This is a genomic window from Virgibacillus sp. W0430 (assembly GCF_051846935.1).
Taxonomy (GTDB): Bacteria; Bacillota; Bacilli; order Bacillales; family Amphibacillaceae; genus JBPYCR01.
This window is the reverse complement of sequence record NZ_JBPYCS010000002.1, coordinates 183,606-197,162: the sequence shown is the minus strand read 5'-3', so window position 1 is coordinate 197,162 and position 13,557 is coordinate 183,606. Positions and strand designations below refer to the sequence as shown.

Below are 13,557 nucleotides of genomic sequence, written 5' to 3'. Positions count from 1 at the left end.
TTACACAGAGATACTGAGCTTCCAATCTTTTGAACGCTGTGCATCGACTCGATTTAAGCGTAAGAATTTATTTATATAATATTGCATCAATGTATACGTCTGGATTCATTAACGTATGGGCTGCGTCCGCTACGTATATAGCAATCCCTTCTGACCCGAATCCGAGAATAATAGTAGCAGCAGTAAGTATCGTACAGGGAATAAGCAATCCACGCTTTAATGGCTTTTCCTCCTCGGAGCTAATAATTGTTTCTCCCCAAAAGGAGCTCATAAAGATGCGTAATAAAGAATATAGAACAGCCAGTCCAGACAAAAAGCTAACAGCAAGTAATCCATACGCTTTTGCATCTACCGCACCTATACCAATTAGAAGCTTTCCAATAAATCCACTTAATGGAGGAATACCAGCTAAAGAAAGTACGGCAATAAAAAACATCCAACCGAACAGCGGATAATTTCGGATGAGTCCGCTCATATCTTCTATTTTAGCTGTCCCGGTCAGTGATATCATAGTACCAGCTAATAAAAACAACAACGCTTTAACAACCATATCATGTAAGAAATAATATATAGCCCCTTCTATAGCTGTTGGTGTGAATAATGCAAAGCCAACTAAAATAAATCCGACAGCAATTATAACGTTATAGGATACGATTTGGCGTATGTCAGTGAAGGCGATTGCACCAATGCTTCCCCCAATTAATGTAAGGCCAGCCATAATCCCAATGACGGTATGGGTTATTTGTGGCTCGTGGTAAAAAATGAGTGCAAACATACGCATAAAGGCATAGATACCTACTTTTGTTAACAATGCACCAAACAACGCAGCAATAGCTGTAGGAGGCGCGCTGTACGAACCAGGTAACCACTGGTATAAAACGAGTCCAGATTTTATACTGAATACGAGCAAGAAAAGCAGGCTTATAACAGTTAACAAAGGTGTTTGACCTACTTCTGATACCCTTTCTGATAAATGCGCAAAATTTAACGTGCCAAGTGCGCCGTATAAATAAGCAATCGCAACTAAAAATATCCAAGAAGATAAAACGTTTATTGCAATGTACGTAATAGCAGCTTTAAATTGGTGTTTGCGTCCTCCAATGGTGATGAGAACATAAGAAGCTAACAGCATTACTTCAAAGCAAACGAATAAATTAAACAAATCCCCAGTTAAAAAGGAACCATTAACACCTGAAATTAAAAAAAGAGTAAACGGATAGAAATACATTTTCTCTATTGTTTTTCCAATCGAAAAAGCGGCATACATTAAACAAATTACGCTAACAACACTAGTTGATAGAACGAGCAGCATCGCAAAGGAGTCTGCAACAAAAAGAATACCGAATGGAGGAGTCCATCCTCCGAAATCAAGTCGAATAATGCCTTCCTTCTGAATTGTTCCTAAAACAAAAACACTAATGACACTAATGACGACCATGACTAAAATGGTTATCCACCTTTGGATGGAGATATATGATCGGAGAAAAACAAGAATGATTCCGATAAAAAGCGGGAGTATCATTGGTGCAGCAATTAAATTATTCATAATAATTCCCTCTCATTTTATCTAAATTATCGGTTCCTGTTTTCTTAAATGCTTGGTAAGCCAACACAAGAAAAAAGGCGGTTATTCCAAAGCTAATGACGATAGAAGTTAAAATAAGTGCTTGAGGCAAAGCATCCGCATATGTAGTGCGACCTTCACGAATAATAGGTACGTTATCAGCACTTAAATCGCCCATCGTTAACAATAACAAATGGACGGCATGAGTTAAGATGGCCGTTCCCAGGATAATGCGAATGATATTTTTGGATAGCATTAAGTAGGTAGCGACAGTAACAAGCACTCCTGCGACAACAATCATTAATGATTCCATCTATTCCACGTCCTTACTAATACTTAGAATAATCGTTACAACGACTCCAACAACGGTTAAAGCAACCCCTGCTTCAAAAATAGTTATTGTTGTAAGCTCAACCTTTCCAAAAAAAGGAAGTTGAACGTACGCAAACGATTGACTTAGAAAAGGGGCGCCAAATAGTAACGCACCTGTTCCACTTGCTACTGCAAGCAATGCACCAAATGCGGCGACAATTTTAAAATCAAGCGGAATACTTTTCTCAATCGTCTCTGTATCAAAGGCGAGATAAAGCAATACAAATGCAGACGCAAGCACAAGTCCACCTATAAACCCTCCCCCAGGTGCGTGGTGGCCAGAGAAAAACAGGTAGAGGGCAAGCGTTAAAATAATAAAGACGACGACTTTTGTAATCGACTGTAATATAACATCATTAATCTTCATTACGTGCACCTCTGCTTTTTTTAAACGAAATTAACGTATATACACCAATGCCGGCGATAAAGATTACGATGACTTCAAGCATCGTATCAAACGCTCGAAAGTCTCCTAATATTGTATTGACAATATTTTTCCCGCCTGCAAGCTCAAACGAATTTTCGTAATAGGTGGAAATAGAATTGAACAAGTGCTCACTTTTTACAGCAAGAGCGACAGCAGTAAAGACGCCGCCCGTTGCAATAGAGAGCAGTAAGCGTACTTTTTTCACGCTTTTTTCAAGCGGATTTCTTTTCCAAGCGGGTAAAAAGTAAAAGCATAGAAGGAATAATGCAGTTGTAACCGTTTCAACTACAAGCTGAGTGAGCGCTAGATCTGGCGCACGAAATAAAACGAAAAACATCGCAATTGAAAATCCGAGCAAGCTGTTTAGTAAAATTGCGATCAAACGGGTTTTTGCAAACAAAATTGCAATGGCCGTAATGACCATAACGATACTCAACGTCCAATGGAAAAAGCCGATTTCAGTATCGTTTATGAAGTGGAAAGAAAGAGCCTTCAGTTTAATTAGTGCGATACTTGTTGCTACGATTAAGAAAAGAAAAACAGATGCCAAATAGTGTCGTAAAAACCCCGTCATATAAAGAGATGTTAAGGAACGAGAGCCGTCCTCTATCCCTGTTATAAGCAGATGGTACAATGCGTCGAAAGAAGCCTTTTTTGGAAACAGTCGGTAAATGGACCGCCAATAACGGTACGATAAATATAAAATAACACCAGCAATTAAAATGCCGATCGTCATTAATAATTCCACAGAGAAGCCGCTCCATGCTTGAATTGGTTCGTTCGATAACGGGGTGCCGGCAGGAAAAATACTTGCAAGTGCCGGTCGCAATACGTAATCCCCAAGTACGTTTGGGAAGAAAAAGATAGCAATGATTAATATAGCTAAAAGGGCTGGCGCAGTAAGCATTCCAACGGACGCTTCTTTAACCTCTGCTCTAACTTCTTTTTGAAATGTGCCAAAAAATGTTTTGAAAATAAGAATCAAACAATAGACAAATGTAAATACACTAGCTATCCACCCGATGACAGGGAAAACGAAGCCGAGCGAGTCAAGGGAAAAAATCGTTAACTGCTCTACATGCACAATCGCAGTTAAAAACATTTCCTTACTTAAAAATCCATTAAATGGCGGTAGACCTGCCATGGAAAAACTGCCGATTAAAGCAATGGTAAACGACGCTGGCATGACGGCCATAAGTCCACCTAATCTACGAATGTCCCGTGTACCAACTCGAAAATCAAGGATTCCAATGACCATAAATAACGCACCTTTAAATGTTGAGTGGTTGACTAAGTGAAATAATGCGGCAAACGCTGCCTGTGTGAATAATATGGAATTTACAGTTGCGTTCGTTTGTAGTGCAAGTGAGCTAATTCCGAGTAATCCCATGACTAAGCCAAGCTGACTAACGGTTGAATAAGCGAGCAACGCTTTTAAATCGGTTTGTTTAATTGCACTAAAGGCTCCCCATAATAATGTGATAAAGCCGATGCTGCTTATGAGCCAAAACCACAATTGCTCCCCGCCAAAAACCGGCGTGAACCGTGCAACCAAATAAATCCCTGCCTTTACCATCGTGGCAGAATGCAAATAAGCACTAACCGGAGTAGGTGCTTCCATTGCATCTGGAAGCCATATATGAAATGGAAATTGTGCCGATTTTGTAAATGCACCAATTAATATTAAAAGTGCAGCAGGTAAAAATAAGTCATGATCTTTTAATTGGAAAGCTACCTCCACAATGGCACGTATACGAAAGGTGTCTGCAATTGAAGCGAGCATAATAAAACCGGCAAGCATTGCGAAGCCACCAAAGACCGTAATTAATAATGCCTTTTTTGCTCCGTAACGAGAGCCTTTACGATGATACCAAAAGGCAATAAGTAAGAAAGACGATATACTCGTTAGCTCCCAAAACACGTACAAAACAATTAAGTGGTCTGAAAAAACAACGCCAAGCATACTCCCCATAAACAAAAGCAAATACGTGTAAAAATGTTTTAACGATTCATCAGTAGAAAGATAATAAATAGAATACAAGATAACGAGTGTTCCAATTCCGGTAATTAATAAGCCGAAAAGGATGCTTAGCCCGTCTAAGTATGTAATTAAATTTAAGTTGTAAGAGGGAATCCAATGTAATGTATAACTATATGTCTTGCCGCTTGCAATATTAGGGATCTGTGCAAATAGAGAAATAAATAATATAAAAGGAACAAGGATTACAAACCACCCGAAGTGGATGTGTGTATTTCTTTTATATAATAAGACAATAAGCATGGCAGCTATAAATGGAACGAAAATAGCCAAGTTTACCGTTAACAAGTGGAAGCCTCCTATTTCGTTTCTATATATAATAGGTTTTTTTATTCATGAATAGAAATGAGTGGTAGTGCAATGACTGGAAAATGTAAAGCGGTGAAATAAATGGTCGTGTTTATTGAACATGCGTGTTCATTGAAAAAAATTAAGCGCTCAGAATCGAATACTAATGTCGATCGTTCGTATATACAGTTTAAAAAAAGGAACGTGTATTACCTAGCAATTTTTATAAATAAAGACTACAATAGGCTATACAAGTGATGCGTTTATACTACGTACGGATTTAGACTGGAACGATTAGGAAACGAGCTGCCTAATTAATTATATAGTACTTTTATCGTTCGTGCACATTATACGAGCGTTTCACGGGAGTATAAATCGGCACGTGCACAATGAAAAAAGAGGTGACATACAGTGGGGAGAGGAAAAAAGAAAGGTCGTATGGATGAAAGCATCCTTGTCTGTGTTTACTATGGACCAAACGGGGAGCGACTAATTCGACGTGGACATAAATTGGCAGAAATGCTCGATTGCCCATTATATGTATTAACGGTAGATAAGCGGCCATATGATGAATTCGATGCGGAAAAGCTCACATATATTGAGCAATGGAAAGACCTTTCCAAGGAACTAGAAGTCGATAAATTTATCTTAAAGGATAATGAAACGCGATCATCGGTTAAAACGATAAAAGAAGTAGCGCACAAATACAATATAACGCAAGTAATAATTGGAGAGGCACCGCAAAACCGTTGGGAAGAGATTACGAAAGGCTCCTTCGTCAACGTATTGCTACGCGAGCTTTTATTTATTGATATTCACATCGTCGCCGTTGATCGTACATTAAAAGGAGAAAGCGACACGACGTATGAAAAGGGTGTTCGTGGATTTTTAGAAAAGGCAGAGCAAGGGTATGTTCTTCGGTTTACAAAGTCAAAAGACATTTATTATGAAGGCGTATTTTACAAAGAGATTGGTACAGATTTTAATAACGGCATTTTCAAATTCGCTTATGGCGGCAAGACGTATGAAGTAAACGTAGTGGAAAACCACGTTAATAAACAGATTAAAGAACCACCGAATTGCAACGAAAAAAATACAAACAACAACTAAAGTAAAGTGAAGGCGAATCGTATGAATTCAGCTTTCACTTTTTTCTTGTCTAGAAAACTTGAAGGCTATCACACTAATAGAAAGGTTTTTGCTGCTGCGACGTAGTAGCTGTACTAAAGCAACCAGCTAACGGAAACCTTTTACAATGAGGGGGAGCACCTCTCCCTCCCCAACTAAAACATGGCTACAACGGTAAATGTTTTGATTCATCTGGTTGGCAACTTTTTTTTTGGAAATGTGAAAACTTTTTACAGACTTATGAGGTATATCTTATAGAATGTTGCACAAAGGAGGCTGAGCCTGTTGTTCGACTCGGAAAAGAAATGGTTAAAAAAAATAAAAAAGGGGGATCAACAAGCGTTTGGCAAACTCTATAATGCCTATGCCGATTATGCACTTAGAACGGCTTATGCGATTACGCGCAATCCAAACCACGCATCCGATATCGTCCAAGAGACCTTCGTGAAAGTCTATCGCAATATCGATGCTTTTAAAATGGATCAGCCCTTTAAGCCTTGGTTTTATAAAATTTTGCTTAATGAAAGCAGGCGTTACATGAAAAAGCAAAATAAACAGGCGATAGCTATAGATGATGTGGATGTCCTTGATTACTTCAAAGAACAAGCGACAGGCAATGAGATAACACCGAATGAATTTGTTCAGGACGTTTTAAGCAAGCTGAACGAAAACCATCGAACCGTATTAACACTTAAATATATGAATGGTTTTACTGAACAGGAAATAGCAACATTTTTAGAACTGAATGTTAACACAGTAAAGTCACGACTTTATAAGGCGCGATTCAAATTTAAAGAAGTCATTGGAGGTGAATATATTGAGAAAGAATAAATTGGATAAGGAAATAAAGAAAACACTTAACAAAGAAACGGAACCCGCTGAAGAACTAAAGCAATTGACTTGGAATCGAATTGAAAACGAATTGTTTTCAGAGCAAATCGTTCCTGTTAAGCGAAAAGCATGGAGCATTACTGCTGCGACAATTACAGCGATCGTTATCGCAGTCGTATGGATCGGATCAGCAGCTCCACAAGGTGAGACAATTATGCATACGTTAAGAGATCTATTTGTGGAAGAAAAGGAACGACATCCTGAAACAGACCCGGAAGCGACGATAGAAGATGAACAAGAGGATGATAAAGAAGAAAATGAGAGAGATGAATTTCAAAAAGAAATAGAAAAATTTGTTAAGGAAAAAGAGGTAGAAATCGAGCTAGAGGGGATAAAAGAAGTTGTTCACACCGAGCTGAAAACAAACGATACACTCCGTTATATCATTTATATTGATACATCCAGATATACGTTCGAAAAGGGCGAAGCGAGGGATCTCATTGTTCCCAATCCCCCTATTGGTGAAGACTATCCGGAAGTAGCTATGGAAATCAAGCGGATGGAACTAACAGTAGAAGAAGCACGAGCAGAAATTAGGAGAGATATAGAGGACGAAAATATGGAGCTTTTCCGTGAAGAGCAAGTAGAGGATCCAATTGCAGGATATATGATGATGTCCTATGGCGAAGAATATACAGACAACTTAGGCATAACAGCTAGGCATTGGGATACGCCTGTTTATAGGTACTATATTGCAAAGCAAAAAGACGGAGACGTGTTCATCATTACACAAAAATCCTTTTTTGAAGCATTGGAAGGACATTCTGCACGATTTGATGCCATGCTGGAAAGCTTTGAAGTTATTGAATAAATGCTATGTAAAATCGATTATATCCATTTGAGCAAAGTGTTCGTTTGCTTACGTAATGAATATGTCAAGGATGTGAAAAAATGAGTGGGTTTTTAACCGTTCTATTACAAGACGATTTATGCTTTAGTGCCGAGCATCGGTCTGAAATAATACAGAAAACTAAGATGTTATCCTCGAATATGAAACATGAAGAGATGGTTTTTTATGATAAGAACATAGCGTTTGGTTACAAAGGGGACGTGCATAAATCGAAAGAGCAACCGTATAGGTTCGGCCAAGACCGGTATTGCATGATGTTTGCTGGCGAAATATTTAATAAACATTCCTTGCAAAAGCAAGTCGAAGATAAAGGAGTTGTACTAGAAAGTAACGGTGTGTTGGAAATTGTGGCTGCTCTTTTTCAGTTAAAAGGAACAGCCGCATTCGAGGAATTGAATGGAATGTTTGCCATTGCAATAGTGGATTTCAAAGAAAGAAAGCTTTACGGAGCAAGAGATCCTTTTGGCATTAAACCGTTATATTACTTGGATAGTGAAGCGGAGATCATTGTTGCAACCGATAAAAAAAGCGTATTATTTAATAGCTATGAGCATTGTATAGCTAAAAAAAGCTTGCAACACTACCTTTCCTATCAATATGTACCAGAGCCACTAACTTTAACGGGAGGAATATACAAGCTAAAGCCAGGGCATTACTTTGAAAAGCGTATGGGAGGGACTGTATCGATGCAACAGTATTTTTCCCCGAGGTTTCGTCCGGTAACAGCTCATAAATATCAGATGGCCCATCGTACGAGAGAAGTCCTCGCTGAATCGATTCAGCGGCAAATGCCAGCTGAAGGCGCAGTAGGATCATTTTTGTCAGGAGGAATTGATTCGGCTATTATAGCGACAATGGCAAAGGAAGTCTATCCGCAACTAAAAACTTTTTCTGTCGGATTTGCGGAAAAAGGTTATTCGGAAATTGAAGCAGCAAAAGAAACAGCAGACAAACTCGGACTTGAGCATATTTCTCATGTCATTACACCCGATGAATTTGTACGTGTATTACCAGAAGTTGTGTTGGCATTAGGTGATCCATTAGCAGATCCTGCTGCAATCCCGTTGTTTATAGCAGCGCGTGAAGCAAAGAAGCATGTAGATACGATTTTTTCCGGCGAAGGGGCAGATGAGCTTTTTGGCGGTTATCAAATTTACCGCGAGCCTCATGCCTTAAAATTATTTAACTATATACCCGATGGAATTCATAAAGCGCTTCGGAATTTAGCGGCGATCTTACCTGAAGGCGTAAAGGGCAAAGGTTTTCTGATACGGGGAACGACCCCTTTAGTTGAGCGGTATATCGGCAATGCAAAGATTTTTGAAGAAGAGGAAAAAAGGAAAGTTATGCTCGAGTATAGTGAGAGCTGTACGTATCAAACAATTACAAAAGAAATTTATAATCGTGTTCAAGATGAAGATTTCATTACACAAATGCAATTTGTTGATCTCCATACATGGTTACCGGGAGATATTTTGCTAAAAGCGGAAAAATTAACAAAAGCAAATGCAATTGAACTGCGTCTTCCCTTTATGGATAAAAATGTATTTGATGTAGCTCGTATGATTCCAGTCTCGGAACGAATAAAAGGAAGAACGACTAAAGCAATTTTACGGGACGCATTCAAAGGAGAAGTGCCAGATGCAGCTTTACATCGAAAAAAGCTCGGCTTTCCAGTTCCAATAAAGCTTTGGCTAAAAAGGGAATTGTATTTATGGGCGAAACAATTGATCGAAGAAAGCGAAATCGATGAATTTATTTCTAAAGAATACGTCATGAAATTGCTGGAGCAGCACAGTACAAATAAAGGAGATTATTCCAGGAAAATATGGACCGTCCTTATGTTTATCTTGTGGCATCAACAATTTGCAAAAGAACAGCACAACGCTTTTACTGAAACGAGACGTTATGCGTAAAGTATTTTGAATGTTTTGTCTAAATGCATGTGCAGTTATGATAAAATGAAATAAGTAACATCAATGCAAAAGTTGGACTACTAAATCATAAGATTGAATACATGAGGGGGATAAGAATCCAAAATGATCCTAAGACCATTGTCTAGGAATATGACGGAACGTCCAAGATGCTTGACATATTATTCAGACAGGGACTCAATCACTTATACCAATGCTTGCACTTATGAGTTACTTGGAACGAAAGGCGGCGACTCCGGCGGGAAAAGCAAGCGTCTTGAGACCTCACAGAAAGTGGTTTTCTTCCGAGGAGGCTCAAGCCATGCCCGCGGAAAGCGTCCGCCTGTAGTGCAAAGTAACGGGTATAACATACCCAATTATTGATATAGAAACAATAGGCGGAATAATAATGCGTAAACATAATATACGAGAGGGGGAAAGAAGTGACATTTATTAATATAAAAGCGTATGGGTACTATGCTGTTATCTTTTTTACTGTAATGCTCGGGGTAATTATCGCTGAGTACAAAATATCGGAATATGCTAGCATGACATTTAACTACTTTTTTAAAATGACATTTGTCTTTACAGTCTATCCACTGATCGGCTGTCTGGTAGGCTTTGTGCATATTCGTAAAGAGCGAAAAAAGGAAGGAAAGTGGCAGCTCAATATAGGCAAGCTACTCGTATTCGCAGTACCGGCATTCTTTTTTGCTTACTACCCATTTCTCATTTATTTCGGCCCATTATCGTTTTTATCAATACCAAGTGTGACCTTTAATCAAGCAATTCTTGCTGTGCCATCGACCTTGTATATTTTTGAAATGATTTTAGGGTATACGGTTATAACGAGTTTTTACAAAAAAAGAAATGCCGCTTCTTCATTATAATACATGAGGAAGCGGGTCATTGTGGATGTTTCAGGACAAATCATTACGTATGCGGTACGGGTGTGTATATATATTCATTTTTTCTTTTCGTACAAAACCAATAGCAGTGATTCCTAGATCTTCCGCTAACTTTAGCGCAAGGTCTGTTGGTGCTGACTTTGAAACGACTATACCCGTCCCTATTTTTGCTGCCTTTAGTAGAGCTTCTGAGGAAATGCGCCCACTAAAAACGATTAGTTTATCGTGCAATGGAATTCGTTGAGCCAAAATATGCCCGTATATTTTATCGAGTGCGTTATGTCTACCAATATCCGTACGAATCGTTATTAACTGATCGCGTGTACATAAAGCAGCATTGTGGACACCGCCAGTGTCTCTGAAATGGGTAGATGCAGTTTGCATTTTTTTCATTAAAGAAAAGCATTCACTAGCGGTTACTTTCATTTTGCTTGTAATGGTTTTCGCTGTTTTTACATCGCTTTTGAAGTAAAACTGTCGACTTTTACCACAACAGGAACCGATAAATCGCTTCGAATGATCATGCTCATAATCTTCGAGAGATTTACGAATTGTTACATGGGCAAAGCCGCGATCACGATCAATCGTAAGGTCTGTTATTTCGTCGGCGAAGAGAATAATGCCCTCCGAAGCGAGAAAACCGATAATCATATCTTGCAAATCTGTTGGAGTGCATACAATGGTTGCAAACTCTTTTCCGTTCAAATAGATAGTGAGCGGATACTCTGTTGCAACGTGATCGTTGAGCGTAGTACGTGAGCCGCTATTAATTTGGACGGTTTTCCAGTTTACATGCACGTTTTCGGTCATTATTTTAACATCCCTTTAGCTCGTCTCTAATTCTAATTCTTCAATTCGTTTCTCTACATACTTTCTATCTTTTTGGGCGAAATACGTATCTGCCTTTTCAACAATTACTGCAGCTTGGTATTCTGGTATGCCAGCAAATTGTTCATAAACGCCCATTGGAATTAATGCATTTCCTTCTGGAAAGTGTACTTCAATATTGCCTGCTTTTACGGGTACAAATTTAGCTCTTCCGTTAAACGTTCCATACTTGTTAAAGACGACAATCGCATCGCCTTCTACGATGTCATGCTTCCTGCCATCTTCTTCATTCATTAAGACGTCGTATCGATCTGCATTATTAAATGGATCCTTTTCATCATAAATCATTGAGTTAAACTGTTTGCCACGTCTCGTCGTTACATAAAAATGTCCTTCCGGCTTACGTAGTTCAGGTAATTCGACAGGGATTAAGTTGCCTTTTCCGTCAGCAGTAGGACATTCTCCACCTTCACAGAGCCAAGCACCCCCCCATTGAAAGACATCGCCACTCTGCTTTAGATGCTGAATCCCATCATAATTTGGTGCTGCAACAGCAATTTCATCTCGAATGGCATATGCATCCTTGAAATCGATAATATGGCTTTCTTCCGGCTTAACTCGTTTTGCTAAATCGAGGTAAATTTCCCACTCGGAACGGGCCTCTTGAATGCGTGGCCCTTTTATTTCCGGTGAAAAGTAAACCATCCGCTCTGTCGAGGTCGATGTGCCACCACCAGGTTGTTCGTACCTTGTCATAGCTGGTAAAACAATGACAGCTTCTTTTGCATCGGCAAAGGTAGACGTATTGAAAATAATGTCTTGGTGCACACGTATATCTACATTTTCCAAACATTGCTTAACAAAGTCAGGATCTGGCATCGTTTCTAGGAAGTTACCCCCAGACATATAATACAGCTTTAATTTCCGTTCATGGTCTTCAGGAAGTAGACTGTTTTCGAGTGTAACACCGACGATATCTCCTTGCCAGTCAGGGATTTCAAAGCCCCAAACGTCTTTAAGGCGTGCGCGATTTTCGGCATCCATTGCACCACCCGGCAAAGAGAATGGATCGGCACCCATTTCACCAGAGCCTTGAACTCCAGAATGGCCGCGAATTGGCATAAGACCGCAATGTTCTCTCCCTAAAAACCCTCGTAATAACGCAAGGTTAGCTACTTGTGAAATGTTGTCAGTTGCAAACCGGTGCATCGTAAGACCCATTGACCATACAAAAACGCCAGACTTAGATTTGGCAAGTAATTCTGCTAATTCCATCATACGTTCCTTGCTAAGACCGGATGACTTCTCTAACTGCTCCCAACTATATTGAGCAACCTGTTCTTTTAACGCTTCGTATCCATTTACGTGTTGTTCGACAAAAGCATGATCAATAGCTGATCCATGCGTTGCTTCCTCCATTGCAAACCAATGCTTCATTATTCCGTGCATAAATGCAATGTCTCCGCCGATATTTACCTGATATACATCATCGGCGATTTTTGTACCAAACAGAGCAGATTCCGCGACGGAAGGTATCCAATACTGATCCATTGCTGGTTCATGGTATGGATTAATAATAATAATCTTTGTCCCTTTTCGTTTAGCAGCATACATATATTTCGTAGAAACAGGTTGGTTGTTCGCTGCAACCGAGCCCCAAAAAACGAGGACATCTGTGCCAATCCAGTCTTTATAATTACAGCTTGATGCCCCGATTCCTACTGAACGAGAAAGAGCTGTTTTAGACGGGGAATGACATATCCGTGAGGCATTATCAATGTTGTTCGTTCCGAGAAATCGGGCAACCTTACCGGCAACATAATACGATTCATTCGTAATTCCACGAGCAGTTAAGTAAAAAGCATACTGCTTCGGGTCTAGCTTTTTCATTTTTGCGGCAATTTTGTCAAGCGCTGCATCCCAAGAAATACGGCTAAACTTTTTATCGCCAGGCTTACGAATAAGTGGATACGGGATGCGTCCTAACGTTCGCAATTCTGCACTACTCATTTTCCGTAGTTCATCGATATCCGCATGTAGCACTTCTTCTTTCATTGCAGGCATAGTGTTAAGGCGTAGTACATTTAATCGAGTTGTACAAAGGTGTGGGCCTGTCAACGTTTGATCCTTCAGACCTTGTACACCGAGTGCGCACCCATCACATACGCCTTTTGTAATAATCCGTGTAGCATACGGTAAATTGTCACGATTTTCCCAAGCAACTTTCACCGTATCGCGAATATGGTGTGGCTTAATCTTTCCAAGGCCAAATGGAATCTTACTCGCCCATAAACTAGGGTCTGGTTTCTTTGATAAGCGAATGGGCCCTGTATGTTTTGTTTTTCCCAAT

11 protein-coding genes are annotated in these 13,557 nt (G+C 39.6%); 5 read left to right on the top strand and 6 right to left on the bottom strand.

The features are described from left to right. Positions 1–67: 67 nt before the first annotated feature. The 4 genes from ACLIBH_RS01990 to ACLIBH_RS01975 are packed head-to-tail and all read right to left on the bottom strand — an operon-like array spanning position 68 to position 4,689. Positions 68–1,546 (bottom strand): Na+/H+ antiporter subunit D, encoded by a 1,479-nt coding sequence (locus tag ACLIBH_RS01990; RefSeq protein ID WP_439314989.1) that lies wholly within the window; start codon positions 1,544–1,546, stop codon positions 68–70. Further along, the gene (locus ACLIBH_RS01985) at positions 1,539–1,877 is read right to left on the bottom strand and encodes a Na(+)/H(+) antiporter subunit C (RefSeq protein ID WP_439314988.1); all 339 of its coding nucleotides are present in this window, start codon (positions 1,875–1,877) and stop codon (positions 1,539–1,541) included. Before ACLIBH_RS01985 ends, ACLIBH_RS01990 begins: the two co-directional genes overlap by 8 nt. Continuing rightward, positions 1,878–2,303, bottom strand: a complete 426-nt coding sequence (locus ACLIBH_RS01980; protein ID WP_439314987.1) for a Na(+)/H(+) antiporter subunit B — start codon at positions 2,301–2,303, stop codon at positions 1,878–1,880. Continuing rightward, positions 2,293–4,689: a Na+/H+ antiporter subunit A gene (locus tag ACLIBH_RS01975; protein WP_439314986.1), complete on the bottom strand. Its 2,397-nt coding sequence runs from the start codon at positions 4,687–4,689 to the stop codon at positions 2,293–2,295. Before ACLIBH_RS01975 ends, ACLIBH_RS01980 begins: the two co-directional genes overlap by 11 nt. A 438-nt stretch (positions 4,690–5,127) precedes the next feature. On the opposite strand from ACLIBH_RS01975, the gene ACLIBH_RS01970 reads away from it, so the two are divergent. From ACLIBH_RS01970 to ACLIBH_RS01950, 5 genes are all read left to right on the top strand, one after another. Beyond that, complete coding sequence (locus ACLIBH_RS01970) at positions 5,128–5,799, top strand: histidine kinase (RefSeq protein WP_439315034.1); 672 nt, start codon at positions 5,128–5,130, stop codon at positions 5,797–5,799. A gap of 303 nt (positions 5,800–6,102) precedes the next feature. Further along, entirely contained in the window at positions 6,103–6,648 is a 546-nt protein-coding gene (locus tag ACLIBH_RS01965) for an RNA polymerase sigma factor (RefSeq protein ID WP_439314985.1), read from the top strand. Beyond that, positions 6,635–7,519, top strand: coding sequence for a hypothetical protein (locus ACLIBH_RS01960; protein WP_439314984.1), 885 nt, complete (start codon positions 6,635–6,637; stop codon positions 7,517–7,519). Before ACLIBH_RS01965 ends, ACLIBH_RS01960 begins: the two co-directional genes overlap by 14 nt. 80 nt (positions 7,520–7,599) lie before the next feature. Beyond that, positions 7,600–9,474, top strand: a complete 1,875-nt coding sequence (gene asnB, locus ACLIBH_RS01955) for an asparagine synthase (glutamine-hydrolyzing) (protein ID WP_439314983.1) — start codon at positions 7,600–7,602, stop codon at positions 9,472–9,474. 440 nt (positions 9,475–9,914) lie between these two features. Continuing rightward, the gene (locus ACLIBH_RS01950) at positions 9,915–10,361 is read left to right on the top strand and encodes a hypothetical protein (RefSeq protein ID WP_439314982.1); all 447 of its coding nucleotides are present in this window, start codon (positions 9,915–9,917) and stop codon (positions 10,359–10,361) included. 30 nt (positions 10,362–10,391) lie between these two features. Here ACLIBH_RS01950 and fdhD read toward each other — a convergent pair whose 3' ends face one another. Together fdhD and ACLIBH_RS01940 are read right to left on the bottom strand one after the other, a co-directional pair. After that, a complete protein-coding gene (gene fdhD / locus ACLIBH_RS01945) occupies positions 10,392–11,189 on the bottom strand; it encodes a formate dehydrogenase accessory sulfurtransferase FdhD (protein WP_439314981.1) in 798 nt (265 codons plus the stop codon). 15 nt (positions 11,190–11,204) lie between these two features. Next, positions 11,205–13,556, bottom strand: coding sequence for an FdhF/YdeP family oxidoreductase (locus tag ACLIBH_RS01940; RefSeq protein ID WP_439314980.1), 2,352 nt, complete (start codon positions 13,554–13,556; stop codon positions 11,205–11,207). Position 13,557 lies beyond the last annotated feature (1 nt).